Annotated in this window: 17 protein-coding genes; 10 read left to right on the top strand and 7 right to left on the bottom strand. The window is 69.4% G+C overall.

The window, feature by feature from the left end; genetic code table 11:
- Positions 1 to 9: 9 nt before the first annotated feature.
- The gene (locus G6N48_RS00245) at positions 10 to 369 is read left to right on the top strand and encodes an Rv2640c family ArsR-like transcriptional regulator (RefSeq protein WP_085269467.1); all 360 of its coding nucleotides are present in this window, start codon (positions 10 to 12) and stop codon (positions 367 to 369) included.
- A gap of 144 nt (positions 370 to 513) precedes the next feature.
- On the opposite strand, the gene G6N48_RS00240 is transcribed toward G6N48_RS00245, so the two are convergent.
- Positions 514 to 822, bottom strand: coding sequence for a DUF3349 domain-containing protein (locus tag G6N48_RS00240; RefSeq protein WP_085269380.1), 309 nt, complete (start codon positions 820 to 822; stop codon positions 514 to 516).
- Between the two features lie 145 nt (positions 823 to 967).
- On the opposite strand from G6N48_RS00240, the gene phoU reads away from it, so the two are divergent.
- On the top strand, positions 968 to 1,615 hold the full coding sequence (phoU, locus tag G6N48_RS00235) for a phosphate signaling complex protein PhoU (RefSeq protein ID WP_085269381.1): 648 nt from the start codon (positions 968 to 970) through the stop codon (positions 1,613 to 1,615).
- A gap of 85 nt (positions 1,616 to 1,700) precedes the next feature.
- Here the strand turns inward: phoU and G6N48_RS00230 are convergent, their stop codons facing one another.
- Positions 1,701 to 2,015 (bottom strand): hypothetical protein, encoded by a 315-nt coding sequence (locus tag G6N48_RS00230; protein WP_232066736.1) that lies wholly within the window; start codon positions 2,013 to 2,015, stop codon positions 1,701 to 1,703.
- Between the two features lie 233 nt (positions 2,016 to 2,248).
- On the opposite strand from G6N48_RS00230, the gene G6N48_RS00225 reads away from it, so the two are divergent.
- Complete coding sequence (locus tag G6N48_RS00225; protein WP_085269382.1) at positions 2,249 to 2,752, top strand: nitroreductase/quinone reductase family protein; 504 nt, start codon at positions 2,249 to 2,251, stop codon at positions 2,750 to 2,752.
- A 97-nt stretch (positions 2,753 to 2,849) separates the two neighbouring features.
- On the opposite strand, the gene ychF is transcribed toward G6N48_RS00225, so the two are convergent.
- On the bottom strand, positions 2,850 to 3,920 hold the full coding sequence (ychF, locus tag G6N48_RS00220; RefSeq protein WP_085269383.1) for a redox-regulated ATPase YchF: 1,071 nt from the start codon (positions 3,918 to 3,920) through the stop codon (positions 2,850 to 2,852).
- 130 nt (positions 3,921 to 4,050) lie between these two features.
- On the opposite strand from ychF, the gene G6N48_RS00215 reads away from it, so the two are divergent.
- Positions 4,051 to 5,238: a DUF6542 domain-containing protein gene (locus tag G6N48_RS00215; protein WP_179969831.1), complete on the top strand. Its 1,188-nt coding sequence runs from the start codon at positions 4,051 to 4,053 to the stop codon at positions 5,236 to 5,238.
- Positions 5,239 to 5,259: 21 nt separating this feature from the next.
- On the opposite strand, the gene G6N48_RS00210 is transcribed toward G6N48_RS00215, so the two are convergent.
- Positions 5,260 to 6,258 carry a 4-hydroxy-3-methylbut-2-enyl diphosphate reductase gene (locus tag G6N48_RS00210; protein WP_085269385.1) on the bottom strand — a complete coding sequence of 333 codons (999 nt, stop codon included), beginning with the start codon at positions 6,256 to 6,258 and terminating at the stop codon, positions 5,260 to 5,262.
- A gap of 89 nt (positions 6,259 to 6,347) precedes the next feature.
- Between G6N48_RS00210 and G6N48_RS00205 the strand changes: the two genes are divergently transcribed.
- The 4 genes from G6N48_RS00205 to G6N48_RS00190 all read left to right on the top strand — a co-directional run bounded on the left by G6N48_RS00205 (position 6,348) and on the right by G6N48_RS00190 (position 9,597).
- On the top strand, positions 6,348 to 6,938 hold the full coding sequence (locus G6N48_RS00205) for a lipid droplet-associated protein (protein WP_085269386.1): 591 nt from the start codon (positions 6,348 to 6,350) through the stop codon (positions 6,936 to 6,938).
- Positions 6,935 to 8,185: an exodeoxyribonuclease VII large subunit gene (gene xseA / locus G6N48_RS00200; RefSeq protein ID WP_085269387.1), complete on the top strand. Its 1,251-nt coding sequence runs from the start codon at positions 6,935 to 6,937 to the stop codon at positions 8,183 to 8,185. The genes G6N48_RS00205 and xseA overlap by 4 nt, the downstream gene beginning before the upstream one ends.
- Positions 8,175 to 8,405: an exodeoxyribonuclease VII small subunit gene (locus G6N48_RS00195; RefSeq protein ID WP_085269388.1), complete on the top strand. Its 231-nt coding sequence runs from the start codon at positions 8,175 to 8,177 to the stop codon at positions 8,403 to 8,405. The genes xseA and G6N48_RS00195 overlap by 11 nt, the downstream gene beginning before the upstream one ends.
- An 85-nt stretch (positions 8,406 to 8,490) precedes the next feature.
- Positions 8,491 to 9,597: a 3-beta-hydroxysteroid dehydrogenase gene (locus tag G6N48_RS00190; RefSeq protein WP_372511164.1), complete on the top strand. Its 1,107-nt coding sequence runs from the start codon at positions 8,491 to 8,493 to the stop codon at positions 9,595 to 9,597.
- 6 nt (positions 9,598 to 9,603) lie between these two features.
- On the opposite strand, the gene G6N48_RS00185 is transcribed toward G6N48_RS00190, so the two are convergent.
- Genes G6N48_RS00185 through G6N48_RS00175 form a run of 3 tightly spaced genes read right to left on the bottom strand, consistent with a single transcriptional unit; the run spans position 9,604 to position 12,725 of the window.
- Positions 9,604 to 11,163 (bottom strand): carboxylesterase/lipase family protein, encoded by a 1,560-nt coding sequence (locus G6N48_RS00185; RefSeq protein ID WP_085269390.1) that lies wholly within the window; start codon positions 11,161 to 11,163, stop codon positions 9,604 to 9,606.
- 16 nt (positions 11,164 to 11,179) lie between these two features.
- Entirely contained in the window at positions 11,180 to 11,977 is a 798-nt protein-coding gene (locus G6N48_RS00180) for a dienelactone hydrolase family protein (protein ID WP_085269391.1), read from the bottom strand.
- A 40-nt stretch (positions 11,978 to 12,017) separates the two neighbouring features.
- Complete coding sequence (locus G6N48_RS00175) at positions 12,018 to 12,725, bottom strand: DUF4245 domain-containing protein (RefSeq protein WP_232066502.1); 708 nt, start codon at positions 12,723 to 12,725, stop codon at positions 12,018 to 12,020.
- A gap of 55 nt (positions 12,726 to 12,780) precedes the next feature.
- On the opposite strand from G6N48_RS00175, the gene glpX reads away from it, so the two are divergent.
- Together glpX and G6N48_RS00165 are read left to right on the top strand one after the other, a co-directional pair.
- Positions 12,781 to 13,881 (top strand): class II fructose-bisphosphatase, encoded by a 1,101-nt coding sequence (glpX, locus tag G6N48_RS00170; protein WP_085269393.1) that lies wholly within the window; start codon positions 12,781 to 12,783, stop codon positions 13,879 to 13,881.
- A 33-nt stretch (positions 13,882 to 13,914) separates the two neighbouring features.
- Positions 13,915 to 15,327, top strand: a complete 1,413-nt coding sequence (locus tag G6N48_RS00165) for a class II fumarate hydratase (protein ID WP_085269394.1) — start codon at positions 13,915 to 13,917, stop codon at positions 15,325 to 15,327.
- Position 15,328 lies beyond the last annotated feature (1 nt).

The following is a 15,328-nucleotide window of genomic DNA, read 5'->3' as shown; positions in this document are numbered from 1 at the left end:
ATGGCGGGCATGCCGAAGACCCTGCCGATGGTGGACATGTCGGCACCGGTGCGCTGCTCCCCGGTGGCAGCCGGCCCGGTGGACGACGATGCGGCGCTGGACATCGCGTTGCGGCTCAAAGCGCTGGCCGACCCGATCAGAGTCAAGCTGGTCTCGCTGCTGTTCGCTTCCGAGGCGGGCGAATTGTGCAGTTGCGACCTTGCGGCGGCGGTGAAACTCAGCGAGTCGACAGTCAGCCATCATCTGACTCAGTTACGCCGGGCCGGGATGGTCGAGTCCGAACGACGCGGGATGAATGTCTACCATCGCCCCCGGCGCGAATCCCTGATGGCATTGTGCGCAGTGCTCGACCCGAACTGCTGCCGCTGAGTCGCGGGCCGGTAGCCCCGAAGGAATCGGGCCTTCGGCGCGTCGTGCCCTCGACGATGCGCCCCCGAACCACCGCAACCGCTGCGGCGGATCGACCTAACCTTGGGAATCGCAACGGATCTGCCACACCGATGCGGCGCGCGGCTAGCCGAGGAGATCCAGCGGGTCGGTCACGGACCAGCCCGCCGCGATGAGCCGCCGCTTCACGCGGTCGGTGTCTTCGGGTGAAGGCAAGTCGTCGGTCAGCTTGGTGATCGCCACGCGGACGTCGGTGCCCTGGACCGGCGGGGGCGCGGCGGCCATCAGCTCGGTGACGATGGCGAGGACCTCGTCGTCGGACAGGCGGCGGCGCAGCAGCGCCAGCAGCGGGATGTAGTCGTTTGCGGGGACGCCCTCGGGGTAGCCCGCCCGAAGAAACGTCACAATCCGCGTCAGCAAACCGGATAGCGGCATGCTCACCCCCCGTCGCAGAGACGCCCTCCACTTTCCAGTGTTCCCCTATGCCCGCTCAAGACAACTTGTTCAAGTATCCGGAAAGAACCTGTTCACCACCCGTTCACCGGTGTGGTTTCACCCGATGTCCTTCTAAGGTGGTGGCATGCGCACGGCGTTTCATGCACAGCTCGACTCGCTGACCGAGATGCTCAGCAACATGTGCGGGCTTGCCGGCCTGGCGATGGACCGTGCGACACAGGCCCTTCTGTATGCCGACCTGGCGATGGCAGAGCGGGTGATCACCGACCACGATCAGGTCGCTTCGCTGCAGACTCAAGCGGAGGAAGCCGCATTCGCGTTGCTCGCGTTACAGGCGCCGGTCGCCGGTGACCTTCGGCGCGTCTTCGGCTCGTTCCAGAACGTCGCCGACGCCGAACGCATGGGTGCCCTGGCCCTCCACGTCGCCAAGATCGCGCGCCGCCGCCATCCCCATCGCGCGCTGCCCGACGAGGTCATCGACTACTTCGCCGAGATGGGGCTCATTGCCGTGGACCTCGGCAACAACGCCAGGGACGTTGTGACGTCGCGTGATCCAGAGCAGGCCGCTCGGATCAGCGAGAAGGACGACGCCATGGACGAGTTGCACAAGCGGCTCTTCGGCGTGGTGATGGACGAGGAGTGGACGCACGGCGTCGCTGCAGCCGTGGACATCACCCTGCTGGGTCGCTTCTACGAACGATTTGCCGACCATGCCGTCGAGATCGGCCGCCGCATCGTCTTCGAGGCGACAGGGGCAGCGCCCGAAGCGTGAAGCGCGCGCACCGCCCGGCAGACCCGCCGACGTCCGGCACCAACGCTGATGCCTTTCAGCACAACCATTTTCGCGGCACCGTCCGCTAGACCGGAGTCCAGATCCCGTTGTTGAAGAATCCCCACACGCCGGCGGTCGGGTTCCACATCAGCCTGGCCCCGGGCGCCCAGGACGGCGGGGGTGGCTGCGGCGGCGCCCACACCGGTGCCGGCCCCCACGGCCCAGCGCCCGCCGGGCTGGCCGGACCCTGCCAGTCGTGGCACCGATTCCAGTCCCAGTCGTAGGCGTTGCCCCAGCCGGGGTTCCATTGATCACCCGGGCACCAGTGATTGCTCGGCGCGGGAGCCGGCGCCGCCACGGCCCGGCCAGCGCCGGTCGGCCCGGCAGCCGACCACAGCACCGCGCCGGCCACCAGCGCGCCGGCAATCGGCCGAACCCACGGTGTCACCTGCTTCACCGTACGCGAAGCAGCCCGCACCCAGCGTGGGCTTGTGCACGCCCGGCGTGAATAGGCCCGCGTTCGACGCCGGCCGCATGAACCACAGAGGAAGGCAGATGGTTACATGGATCAGACGCCGTATCACGACGCAGTTTCAGTCCGATCCGCTTTGCGGAATCTATCAGGAGTCACCCATGGCCGACGCCGATGCCTCAGCGATCCGAGCAGAGCGGGGCGACTGGATCGGCAAGCACCTGAACGAGTACCTGACCTCCGGTGGCGCGCGGGGCCACATCATGGACGTGCGCGCGGTCGGCGGCCGTGAGATGACGACGCACTGCCTGATCAGGTGCGCGGGTCGAAAGTCCGGCAAGGTTTATGTCAGGCCGTTGATCTACGGCAACTTCGGTGGCGAGATCGTGATCGTCGGGTCGAAGGGCGGCGCCGACACACATCCGGGGTGGTACTTGAACATCCTCGAAAGCGACACGATCGGTGTGCAGATCGCGACGCAAGCGTTCGAGGCAACGTGGCGTGAGCCCGAAGGCGAAGAGCGCCATGAGGTCTGGGCGTACATGGCCCACCTGTACCCGCCCTACATCACCTATCAGCGGTCGACCAGCCGCCAAATACCTCTGGTGATGTTGACTCCGGTGCGCCCGATCGACGTCTTCACCGCGCAGGACTCGACGCGCTGAACCGGAACCCGATCACGTCGCGGTCTGACCACAGTGAGGCTGCGGCGTGACCCAACAGGAGTTGGTCGCCGCCGACAACATCAGCCTTCCAGGACGTTCATCCGTGTCGGAATTCGACCACGTCGCCGTCGGCCATCACGTAGTCCTTGCCCTCCATCCGGACCTTGCCGGCGGCCTTGGCCGCCGCCATCGAGCCCGCCTCGACAAGGTCGTCGTAGGAGACGATCTCGGCCTTGATGAAGCGTTTCTCGAAGTCGGAGTGGATCACCCCGGCGGCCTTGGGCGCGGTGTCGCCCTGGTGGATGGTCCACGCCCGCGCCTCCTTGGGACCGGCCGTCAGATACGTCTGCAGCTTGAGCGTGTGAAAACCGGCCCGCGCCAAGGCGTCGAGCCCCCGCTCGGTCTGCCCGATCGACTCGAGCAGCTCGGCGGCTGACTCGTCGTCGAGTTCGGCGAGCTCGGATTCGATTGCCGCGTCGAGGAATACCGCATCCGCGGGCGCAACCAGCCGGCGCAGCTCGGCGACCCGGTCGGCGTCGGTCAACACCGCCTCGTCGGCGTTGAAGACGTAGAGGAACGGCTTGGTGGTCAGCAGGTTCAGCTCGCGCAGCAGCGAGACGTCGGCCCCCGCGGCGAAAAGCGTGGTGCCGCCGTCCAGCACCTGCTGGGCGGCCAGCGCCGCGTCGTGGACCGGCCTGCGGTCCTTGTTGGTCCGGGCCTCCTTCTCCAGCCTCGGCAGGGCGCGCTCGAGGGTCTGCATGTCGGCGAGGATCAGTTCCGTCTCGACCACCTCGATGTCGGATTTCGGGTCCACCTCCCCGGACACGTGGGTCACGTCGTCGTCGGAGAACACGCGCACCACCTGGCATATGGCGTCACATTCGCGGATGTTCGCCAGGAATTTGTTCCCCAGACCGGCCCCCTCGGACGCGCCCTTGACCAAGCCGGCAATGTCGACGAACGTGACCGGCGCCGCGACGACGCGCTCGGATCCGAACATCTCGGCCAGCTTGTCCAGTCGCGGATCGGGCAGCGCAACGACGCCCTCGTTCGGCTCGATCGTCGCGAACGGGTAGTTGGCCGCCACGACGTTGTTCCGGGTCAGCGCGTTGAACAAGGTCGACTTGCCGACGTTGGGCAGACCCACTATTGCAAGGCTCAGGCTCACGGGAAGCCAAGTCTAGGGCTCGACCGGGCCCACCCGCCGCCGAGACCGATCCCCCGCGGCGACAGGGCACGCCACGGCCTGCGCCTCGCCGAATACGCGGCTTTGGGCTCATTCCCGGTACGGTCTACATGTGTCAGCACAGCGGGCGAGGTCCGCGGTGGAACCCAGTCACCGCTCGGTCTATCCCAATCTCCCAGGTGTGCCGTGGTGGGCTGCCCTGCTCACCGCGGTGTCGGCCACTGCCCTCGGCTACGCGATCGACGCCGGATCCGGCCACAAAGAGCTGACCCACATCTTCGCCGGCTTCTACATCGCCGGGTGTTTGGCGGCCGTGCTGGCGGTACGGCAAGACGGTGTCTTCACCGCGATCATCCAGCCCCCGCTGATCCTGTTCTGCGCGGTCCCGGGCGCCTATTACCTGTTTCACGGCGGCAACATCGGCAAACTGAAGGACCTGCTGATCAACTGCGGCTATCCGCTGATCGAGCGCTTCCCGCTCATGCTGGGCACTGCGGGCGGTGTCCTGTTGATCGGCCTGATCCGGTGGTACTTCGGGATGTCCCAGCGGACGGTCAACACCGACGAAGCCCCGGACGGCACGGCCACCCCGACCGCCGGCGGCGCCACGTCCCTCATCGGCTCCGCCGCCGCCAAACTGCAGTCGTTCCTGCGGTCCGGCAACGGCGGGAACGACCCGGAACACGACACGACGCGCGACGGGCGGCGCCGGCGCCCGGCGGGCGCTTCCGCGCGGTCCCGTACGGCACGCAGCAGCAGGTCCACCGCACGATCCGGCCGGGTGGACTCCGGCCGTTCGCGGCGGCCCCTCGACGGCGAGGCGGCAGCCGACCGTCCGCGACGCTCGACGCGCAGGCGGCCGCAAGACGAGCGCTACGACGCGGCCGAACCGAGCCGGCGGTCGCCGCGGCGCCCCAGACCCGACGCCGACCCGGACGGCCGCCGCGACCCCCGCCGGGAACGTCGCGAACCGCGGACCCGGCGCAGCCCCTACGAGCGGCCGACCGAGCGACCCACGCCGCGCAGCGGCCGTTTCGACGGTTATGACATGTACGAGCCGCCCCGGGCGCCCGATCACTTCGGGCGCTATGAACGTTTCGAAGACCGCTACGAGCCCGCTCACGACCAAGGGCGCCGCAGCGCCACCACCAGCGGCGCCGGATCGACGCACCACCCCATCTCCCAGGTCCGCTACCGCGGGGGCGCCGCGGCCGACGACGCCCGGTCCGAGCCGAACGGCGAGGGCCGGCCGCGGACATCGCCCAGCCCACGGGCAAAATCCTGGGAGTACGACGGCTGAGCAGTCAGCGCGGCCGAATGGTCACAGCAGTGACCGAATCTCCCGCGGCAGCGCGAACACCAGGGTCTCCTGGGCCGTCGTGACCGGTTGGACCACGCCGAAGCCCAACTCGGCGAGCCGCTCCAGCACCCCCCGGACCAGCACCTCGGGGACAGACGCGCCCGAAGTGACGCCCACGGTGGTCACGCCTTCGAGCCAGGCCGGGTCGATGTCGTCGGCCCAGTCGACCCGGTGCGCGGCCGCGGCGCCGGCGCCGAGCGCGACCTCGACCAGGCGTACGGAGTTCGACGAGTTGCTCGACCCGACGACGATCACCAGCTCACACTCGGGCGCCATGGCCTTGACCGCGACCTGCCGGTTCTGGGTGGCGTAGCAGATGTCGTCGCTGGGCGGGTCCTGCAGCTTCGGGAACCGCCGGCGCAGCCGCTCGACGATCTCCATGGTCTCGTCGACCGACAGCGTGGTCTGGGACAGCCAGACCACCTTGTTCTCGTCGCGCACCGTCACGCCCTCCACGCCGGCGACGCCGTCGACCAGCTGCACGTGGTCGGGCGCCTCGCCGGCAGTGCCGACGACCTCCTCGTGCCCCTCGTGGCCGATCAGCAGGATGTCGTAGTCGTCCCTGGCGAACCGCCGGGCCTCGTTGTGCACCTTGGTGACCAGCGGACAGGTGGCGTCGATGGTGTGCAGGTTACGTTCGGCGGCCGAGGCGTGCACCGTCGGCGCGACCCCGTGCGCGGAGAACACCACGATGGCCCCCTCGGGCACCTCGTCGGTCTCCTCGACGAACACCGCGCCCGCCTTGACCAGCGTGTCCACCACATGCCGGTTGTGCACGATCTCGTGGCGGACGTAGACGGGCGCGCCGTGCTTCTCCAGGGCACGTTCGACCGTCTCGACCGCCCGGTCCACGCCCGCGCAATAGCCGCGGGGCTCCGCCAGGAGCACCCTCTTGCGGGCAGGGTCGACGGCCACCGATCTCGAGGCGCCGGGAATCCCCATGTCGACAGTCGGTGCCATGTCACCCAGGGTACTTTCCGCCGGCGCCGGGCTGCCAGCTCGCGCGGGTGAGCTTGGCGTTGGCCGCCGATTAGGGCAATCTTGGAGCCATGGGTTCTGCACCGTATGGGGTCCGGCTGCTGGTCGGCGCGGCGACGGTTGCCGTCGAGGAGACGATGAGGCTGCCGAAAACCATCATCATGTACCCGATGACGCTGGCCAGCACGGCGGCGCACATCGTGATGCGGTTCCAGCAGAACCTCGCCGAGCTGGTGAACAAGGGCGACAACACCCTCGAGACGATCTTCCCGCCCAAGGACGAGAAACCCGAGTGGGCGACGTTCGACGAGGACCTCCCCGACGCCGCGGGCATCCGGGACGACGGGAGCCGTGCCGCGGCCCCCGACGACGAGCGCAGGACCGAGGGTCGGTTCGCCCTGTACTCACTGGCCGACGCCGCGGCCGACGCGGCGCCCCTCAAGGGCGGGCGCAACTCGGTGGAGGCGTCGTCGGTCCCGCAGCCGGAGGTCGTCGCCGAACTGGACTATCCGACGCTGACACTGGCCCAGCTGCGGGCGCGGCTGCAGTCGCTGGGGGTCGAGGAGCTCGAGGCCCTGCTCGCCTATGAGCAGGCCACCAAGGCCCGCGCACCGTTCCAGACGCTGCTCGCCAACAGGATCACGCGCGCGAACGCCAAGTGACTCAGGCCGCGAACACGGAATCGAACTCCCCCGAGAATCCCTTTCCGGTCCGGGCGGTGGCCATCAGGGTCGCGGGGTGGATCGACCGGCTGGGCACGGTGTGGGTCGAGGGGCAACTGGCGCAGATCAGCATGCGGCCCAACACCAAGACCGTCTTCATGGTGCTGCGAGACCCGGCCGCCGACATGTCGCTGACCGTGACCTGCCCGCGTGACCTGGTGCTCAACGCGCCGGTGCGGCTGGCCGAGGGCACTCAGGTGGTGGTCTGCGGCAAGCCGTCGTTCTACACCGGCCGGGGCACTTTCTCGTTGCGGCTCAGCGAGATTCGCGCAGTCGGCATCGGCGAGCTGCTGGCGCGCATCGACCGCCTGCGGCGGCTGCTGGATGCCGAAGGCCTCTTCGACCCGCGGCTCAAGCGGCCGATCCCGTTCCTGCCCAACACGATCGGATTGATCACGGGCAGGGCGAGCGCCGCCGAGCACGACGTGACGACCGTGGCCGCCGCTCGGTGGCCCGCCGTGCGTTTCGCCGTCCGCAATACCGCCGTGCAGGGGCCCAACGCGGTGGCGCAGATCGTCGCGGCGCTGTCCGAACTCGACGGCCGCGCCGAGGTCGACGTGATCGTGCTGGCCCGCGGCGGCGGGAGCGTCGAGGATCTGCTGCCGTTCTCCGACGAGACGCTCTGCCGGGCCATCGCCGCCTGTCGCACCCCGGTGATCAGCGCGGTCGGCCACGAGCCGGACAACCCGCTGTGCGACCTGGTCGCCGACCTGCGCGCCGCAACCCCCACCGACGCCGCCAAGAAGGTGGTCCCCGACACCGCCGCCGAGCAGCGCCTGATCGACGACCTGCGCCGGCGCAGCGCTCAGGCCCTGCGCAACTGGGTGTCGCGCGAGCAACGTGCGCTGGCCCAGCTGCGCAGCCGCCCCGCGCTGGCCGAGCCGCTCGCCGCCCTGACGGCGCGCGCCGACGAGATCCACCGCGCGCGCTCGGCGGTGCGCCGCGACATCGCGCGGATGGTCGGCGCCGAGACCGAACGCGTCGGGCACCTGCGCGCGCGGCTGGCGACCCTGGGCCCGGCGGCCACCCTGGCCCGCGGCTACGCGGTGGTGCAGACGATGCCCGACACCACAGCCCCGGCGGTGCTGCGGTCGGTCAAGGACGCGCCGCCGGCCACCCGGCTGCGGGTGCGGGTCGCCGACGGCGCCATCGCGGCGGTCAGCGAGGGACCGGCCGATGGCGCCTGAGGACGGCATTACACCTATTAGTCAGCTGGGCTACGAGGCCTGCCGCGACGAACTGGTCGAGGTGGTGCAGCAGCTCGAGCGTGGCGGCCTGGACCTCGACACGTCGCTGCGGCTCTGGGAGAGGGGCGAAGAGCTGGCCAAAAGGTGTGAAGAACACCTGGCCGGAGCCCGCAGGCGAATCGAGGATGCGCTGGGGTCGGACCGGTCCGACGACGCCTGAGGCCGGCGAGACCAGGAACCAGCGGGCCCTGGGCTTGTAAAACTGGAACACGTTTCAGTTATCCTCGGCTATGCTTCGCGACACTATGGCTGATGCAGAGCTGACGACCGAACTCGGCCGCGTCCTGGTCACCGGTGGCTCGGGGTTCGTGGGCGCCAACCTGGTGACGACTCTGCTCGACCGCGGATACCAGGTGCGTTCCTTCGACCGCGCCCCCTCCCCGCTTGCGCAACACCCGCAGCTGGAGGTGCTGCAGGGCGACATCACCGACAAAGCGACCTGCGCGGCGGCGGTCGACGGCATCGACACCATCTTTCACACCGCGGCCCTCATCGAACTGATGGGCGGCGCGTCGGTGACCGACGCGTACCGGCAACGCAGCTTCGCGGTCAACGTCGGCGGCACCGAGAACCTGGTGCACGCCGGGCAGTCGGCCGGGGTGAAGCGGTTCGTCTACACGTCCTCCAACAGCGTGGTGATGGGCGGCCAGAACATCGCGAGCGGCGACGAGACGCTGCCCTACACCACCCGTTTCAACGATCTCTACACCGAGACGAAGGTGGTCGCCGAGCGATTCGTGCTGGCGCAGAACGGGATCGGTGGCATGCTCACGTGTGCGATCCGGCCCAGCGGCATCTGGGGCCGTGGCGACCAGACGATGTTTCGCAAGTTGTTCGAAAGCGTGATCGCCGGCCACGTCAAGGTGCTGATCGGCCGCAAATCGGCGCGGCTGGACAACTCCTACGTGCACAACCTGATTCACGGCTTCATTTTGGCCGCCGGGCACCTGGTCGCCGGAGGCACCGCGCCGGGCCAGGCGTACTTCGTCAACGACGACGACCCGATCAACATGTTCGAGTTCGCCCGGCCCGTGGTGGAGGCCTGCGGTGTGCGCTGGCCGCGGCTCCGGGTCAACGGGCCCATGGTGCGGGCCGCGATGACCGGATGGCAGCGAATGCATTTCCGATTCGGCATCCCGGCGCCACTGCTGGAGCCGTTGGCCATCGAGCGGCTCTACCTGGACAACTACTTCTCGATCGCGAAGGCGACCCGCGACCTCGGCTACCGGCCCCTGTTCACCACCGAGCAGGCGATGTCGGAATGTTTGCCGTACTACGTGGACATGTTCGGCCGGATGAAAGCCCGAGCGGCGGAGGCCAAAGCCACGTCCTCCGTCAGCGCGATGCGGTAGGGCGGGTCACCGGAAGCTCACCATCTCGCTGCCCCAGGCGGCCCGGATGTCGGCGTCCACGTCGTGCGCGACCGTGTCGCGCCGGTCGATGATCAGGCACGCGCGCTCGGGCCGCTGATACGGCGCCCAGTGTGGCTCGCCGGCCGGTCCCGCCGGCTCGGCCCGCCTCGCGAAGTTGACCCACCTCGTGCGCACCCGCTTGGAGACGGCCAGGGCGGCCCTGGTGCCGCCGAGCTTCAGCGTCGGGTCCTTGGGCGCCCCGAGAGTGCCCCACACGTAGGGCAATTCGGTGGCGTGCGCGGCGCGCACCATCAGCAGTTTGAGCAACGGGGTCGCATAGTCGAACCGGTACAGGTAGACCGGAGCCACCCGGGCGTGCCCCTCGGCCAGCCACACCGAGGGCATCCGGAACCCCACGTCGGTTGCGATGCTCAAACTCCTTGCCCTGCGCCGCAATCGGGAGTATGCCGACCCGATCTCCTCTTCGGTGGGCAGTTGCAGGTCGGGCTGCTCGGCGGCGATCTCGTCGAACATCGACGTGATCGCGCTCGGAGTGATGGGCATCAGCGGCGAGCGCATCAACCGGAACAGCGCCGCCTCGTTGCGGTTGGTGCCGACGATCAGCGGGACCGGCAGTGAGCGCCCGGCCTGCGCCAGCCTGACCGGGTAGTCGTCGAGCAGGTCGCCGTCGACGATCGGGACGAAGGCCAGCCTGCCCGGAAAGTTCACCGGCACCTCGTCGAACACCTGCTGGGACACCGAAAGGATTGCCGCCATGGGTAATTCGCACAGCTTGTCGGCCTCGGACGGGGCCAGCCCCAGCTTGTCGAGCAGGGCGTCGGCGACCCGCCGGGCCCTGACACGGTCGTATACCGACGTGGCGGGCGAGCTCTGGGCGATGGCGCCCGCAAACAGGCCCTCGGCCGCCGGGCAGGCGAGCAGGGTGGTGACGATTCCCGCGCCGGCCGATTCACCGAACAGCGTGACCCGGCGCGGGTCACCGCCGAACGCCGCGATGTTGTCGGCCACCCACCCCAGCGCCGCCAGCACGTCGCGCAGCCCGACGTTCGAGTCGAAACGCCGCCCGAACGACGACAGGTCGACGAAGCCCAGCGCGCCCACCCGGTAGTTGACGGTCACCACGATGACGTCGCCGCTGCCCGCCAGCCGACGCCCGTCGTAGAGAGCCTGGCTGCTCGACCCCAGGACGTAGGCGCCGCCATGCAGCCAGACCATCACGGGTTTCGCGTCGCCCGGCCGGGCGTCGGCGGGGGCCCAGACGTTGAGCCTCAGGCAATCGTCGCCCTGCGGCGCCCCCAGGTCGAGCGGCATGTTCGGGAAGGCCGGCTGCGGGCAGACGGGCCCGAAATCGGTGGCGTCGGCGACATCGGTCCACCGCCGGGGCGGCTCCGGGCGGCGGAAACGCAGCTCGCCGACCGGTGGCGCGCCGTAGCGGACGCCTTTCCACGCCTTGACATCTCCCGCCGGGGGGCCCGCCGAGGGGCCGACGAGGGCGCCGCGGACCGGGCCGTAGGTCGTTTCGACCACGAGGTTGTCGATCGCCATCGGTGTCGCACTCCGCCTAATTCAGCCGCTGGGCCAGAAACTCGACCACCCGCTTGCGGGCCTCGTAGGCCGGCTGCCCGTCGACTTCGCGGACCTCGTCGGTGAGCACGGAATGCGCCATCTTCCCGAAGCCGCCCTGATTGCCGGGGCCCGAGTCGATCTCGATCACTTCGAAGGCGTCGCCGAGCCGCTGTTTGAGGGCGGCGAATCGTTCGCGCGGTGACATCTTGTCCTCGCTGAAACGCAAGCCTATGGCGCACAGGCCCTCGTTGGCGCACCGATCGGCGACGGTCTTCATCTCGGGTGGGCTCATGCCGGTGTCGCGCCGCTGGGCGCCGGTCAGCGGGAACGGCACGGACGGCTGGCTGAGCACCGGCGCGAGCACGCTGTCGTCGACCGCAGCGGCCAACGCGAAACCGCCGGTGAAGCACTGCCCGATGACGCCGACGCCCCTGCCGGGGGTGGACGCGTTGAGGTCGCGGGCCAGCGCGCGCAGAAAGTGCGACACCGGCCGCTCCTTGTTGGTCGCCAGGGCCGCGAATTCCCTTGCCACACAGGCACGCGTGAGACTGGACAGGATGTGGCCGAGCGACTTCGGCCTGCCGGGCTGACCGAACAGCGACGGCATGGCGACGGTGAAGCCGTTGTCCACCAGGTGATTGGCCAGGACCACGACCCCTGGATGGATCCCCGGAATCTCCGGGATGAGCACCACACCGGGGCCGTCGCCCCGGCGGTAGACGTCGTGGGTGTAGCCACCGCCGGTGAACGGCGCCACCGACCATCCGGACAGGACTGCTTCGGGTGCGGTCATGCTGTCGCTTTCTCTGGCTTCACTGTGCTGCTGAGGACGACTACCGGCTCGGCAGCGGCGGCTGCGACTGCGTCGCCGATGCCAGCGTACGAAACTCGTCGGGACTTCCGGCACCGTTGACCGCGATCTGCGCGGCCCCGGTCGGTCCGGTGAGCCTGGTGGTCCACAACGGTTCGGCGTCCGCGCCGCTCTGCCCGGAGCCGCGGTAGACGATCCAGCTGATACCGGCGACCTCGACCGTGCCGGCCGGATAGGCCGCGGGGTGGATGGAGCCGACCAGCTTGTCCTCGTCGGCGTTGCTCTGGGTCAGGCGCAGGTACATCCCCGAGGGGCTGATGTAGCCCACGGTGGAGACGGCCGCATTGAGCCGCTGACCGGTCGCGGGATCGGTGCGCCCGTTCGGGATCCCCCCGCGACCGCCGGAGTTGGCCTGCCAGCCGTCGGGCAGCCGCGGCAGGCGGATGGGGAACCCCAGCGTCGCGGCGTCGGCCCGCAGTGCCGCCGCCGCGTCGTAGGACGGGACCGGGCCCTTGTTCCGGCCCGGCAGGAAGGAACACATCCCCACCAGGCCGGCCAGCAGGATGCATCCGAGCACCAACGGCATGAGCGACCAGAACATGTCGCGACCGTCCTGCAGCAATCGCGGCTTCGCCGGCCTGGCGACCGGCCCGGGCACGGGTTCGGCCGCCGGAGCGGGCCCGGCGACGTTGCCATTCGGCTCGCTGTCGGGCGGCGGGTCTTCGGTCACCCCCCGAGTATCCCAGTTCCAGCAGGCCGATCTGCTTCTGGGACAATCGGCAACCATGACAGGTAAGGGCGACCGCCCCGCTGGACCCGGCTCGTCGCCGACCGACGTCGCGGGCCGCAACCCGGCGCAGGTACGGCCGCGCGGCGAAGCACCCGACCGCAACCTGGCCCTGGAGCTGGTGCGCGTCACCGAGGCGGGCGCCATGGCCGCCGGCCGCTGGGTCGGCCGGGGCGACAAGGAAGGCGGGGACGGGGCGGCCGTCGACGCCATGCGCGAGCTGGTGAACTCGGTGTCGATGCGCGGCGTCGTCGTCATCGGCGAGGGCGAGAAGGACAACGCGCCCATGCTCTACAACGGCGAAGAAGTCGGCAACGGCGACGGCCCCGACTGCGACTTCGCCGTCGACCCCATCGACGGCACCACGCTGATGAGCAAGGGCATGCCGAACGCCATCTCGGTACTGGCGGTGGCCGAGCGCGGGGCGATGTTCGACCCGTCGGCCGTGTACTACATGAACAAGATCGCCGTCGGCCCGGAGGCCGCGGACGTGCTCGACATCACGGCCCCGATCGCCGAGAACATCCGGGCGGTCGCCAAGGTGAAGCATCTGTCGGTGCGGGACATGACCGTGTGCATCCTCGACCGGCCCCGGCACGCCCAGCTCATCGAGGACGCCCGGGCCACCGGGGCCCGCATCCGGCTGATCACCGACGGCGACGTCGCCGGCGCCATCTCGGCGTGCCGGTACCTGTCGGGAACCGACATGCTGGCCGGGATCGGGGGCACCCCGGAGGGCATCATCGCCGCCGCGGCGATCCGCTGCATGGGCGGCGCCATCCAGGCGCAACTGGCCCCGAAGGACGACGCGGAACGCCAGAAGGCGATCGACGCCGGCTATGACCTCGACCGGGTGCTGACCACCGAGGACCTGGTGTCGGGAGAGAACGTCTTCTTCTGCGCCACCGGCGTCACCAACGGCGACCTGCTCAAGGGCGTCCAGTACTACCCCGGCGGCTGCACCACGCAGTCGATCGTCATGCGCTCCAAGTCGGGCACCGTCCGCATGATCGAGGCCTACCACCGGCTCTCCAAGCTCAACGAATACTCCGCGATCGACTTCACCGGCGACAGCACCGCCGCCTATCCCCTGCCCTGACAACCAAGCCCCGAGAAGCGAGGACGCTGCGCCATGGCCGATAGCGCCACCGACACCGACTACCGCATCGAACACGACACGATGGGCGAGGTCCGGGTGCCCGCCCAGGCGCTGTGGCGGGCCCAGACCCAGCGCGCGGTGGAGAATTTCCCGATTTCGGGTCGCGGCCTGGAGCGCACCCAGATCCGCGCGTTGGGCCTGCTCAAGGGGGCCTGCGCCCAGGTGAACAAGGACCTCGGGCTGCTCGCGCCGGAAAAGGCCGACGCGATCATCGCCGCGGCCGCCGAGATCGCCGATGGCCAGCACGATGATCAGTTCCCCATCGACGTCTTCCAGACCGGTTCGGGCACGAGTTCGAACATGAACACCAACGAGGTGATCGCGTCCATCGCGGCCAAGGCCGGCGTCGAGGTACACCCCAACGACGACGTCAACATGTCGCAGTCGTCCAACGACACCTTCCCGACCGCCACCCACATCGCCGCGACCGAGGCCGCGGTGCGCCACCTCATTCCGGCACTCGAGGTGCTGCACGAGGCACTCGCCGGCAAAGCCCGGGAGTGGCACACCGTGGTCAAGTCGGGCCGCACCCACCTGATGGACGCCGTCCCGGTGACGCTGGGCCAGGAGTTCAGCGGTTACGCCCGCCAGATCGAGGCGGGCATCGAGCGGGTCCGCGCCACCCTGCCTCGGCTCGGCGAGCTGGCGATCGGCGGAACCGCGGTGGGCACCGGCCTCAACGCCCCCGACGGCTTCGGCGCCAAGGTGGTCGAGACCCTGGTCGCCTCCACCGGCCTGAACGAATTGCGGCCCGCGGCAAACTCTTTCGAGGCCCAGGCCGCCCGCGACGGGCTGGTCGAGGCTTCCGGTGCGCTGCGCACCATCGCGGTGTCGCTGACCAAGATCGCCAACGACATCCGCTGGATGGGCTCGGGCCCGCTGACCGGCCTGGCCGAGATCCGCCTGCCGGACCTGCAGCCGGGCAGCTCGATCATGCCGGGCAAGGTCAATCCCGTCCTGCCGGAGGCGGTTACTCAGGTCGCCGCGCAGGTGATCGGCAATGACGCCGCCATCGCGTGGGGCGGCGCGAACGGCGCCTTCGAGCTCAACGTCTACATCCCGATGATGGCCCGCAACATCCTGGAATCGTTCAAGCTGCTGACCAATGTGTCGAGGCTGTTCGCGGAGCGCTGCATCGTCGGGCTGACCGCCAACGTCGAGCGTCTGCGCGAACTGGCCGAGTCGTCGCCGTCGATCGTGACGCCGCTGAACTCGATCATCGGCTACGAGGAGGCGGCCGCGGTGGCCAAACAAGCGCTCAAGGAACGCAAGACGATTCGACAAACCGTCATCGACCGGGGCCTGATCGGCGACAAGCTGTCGATCGAGGAGCTGGACCGCCGGCTCGACGTGCTGGCGATGGCCCGTGTGAAGCCGGAGGACTGAG

This window comes from Mycobacterium parmense (genome assembly GCF_010730575.1).
Classification (GTDB): domain Bacteria; phylum Actinomycetota; class Actinomycetes; order Mycobacteriales; family Mycobacteriaceae; genus Mycobacterium; species Mycobacterium parmense.
Note: the sequence above shows the minus strand (reverse complement) of the source record. Positions and strands in the feature narration are given on the sequence as shown.

Excerpts from the sequence above, each read along its gene's own strand:
- G6N48_RS00180 (WP_085269391.1), bottom strand. The coding sequence starts at position 11,977 with ATGACCGCACCCGAAGCAGTCCTGTCCGGATGGTCGGTGGCGCCGTTC.
- G6N48_RS00205 (WP_085269386.1), top strand. The coding sequence starts at position 6,348 with ATGGGTTCTGCACCGTATGGGGTCCGGCTGCTGGTCGGCGCGGCGACG.
- G6N48_RS00240 (WP_085269380.1), bottom strand. The coding sequence starts at position 822 with ATGCCGCTATCCGGTTTGCTGACGCGGATTGTGACGTTTCTTCGGGCG.
- G6N48_RS00190 (WP_372511164.1), top strand. The coding sequence starts at position 8,491 with ATGGCTGATGCAGAGCTGACGACCGAACTCGGCCGCGTCCTGGTCACC.
- G6N48_RS00210 (WP_085269385.1), bottom strand. The coding sequence starts at position 6,258 with ATGGCACCGACTGTCGACATGGGGATTCCCGGCGCCTCGAGATCGGTG.
- G6N48_RS00185 (WP_085269390.1), bottom strand. The coding sequence starts at position 11,163 with ATGGCGATCGACAACCTCGTGGTCGAAACGACCTACGGCCCGGTCCGC.
- glpX (WP_085269393.1), top strand. The coding sequence starts at position 12,781 with ATGACAGGTAAGGGCGACCGCCCCGCTGGACCCGGCTCGTCGCCGACC.
- G6N48_RS00165 (WP_085269394.1), top strand. The coding sequence starts at position 13,915 with ATGGCCGATAGCGCCACCGACACCGACTACCGCATCGAACACGACACG.
- G6N48_RS00245 (WP_085269467.1), top strand. The coding sequence starts at position 10 with ATGCCGAAGACCCTGCCGATGGTGGACATGTCGGCACCGGTGCGCTGC.
- G6N48_RS00195 (WP_085269388.1), top strand. The coding sequence starts at position 8,175 with ATGGCGCCTGAGGACGGCATTACACCTATTAGTCAGCTGGGCTACGAG.
- G6N48_RS00225 (WP_085269382.1), top strand. The coding sequence starts at position 2,249 with ATGGCCGACGCCGATGCCTCAGCGATCCGAGCAGAGCGGGGCGACTGG.
- phoU (WP_085269381.1), top strand. The coding sequence starts at position 968 with ATGCGCACGGCGTTTCATGCACAGCTCGACTCGCTGACCGAGATGCTC.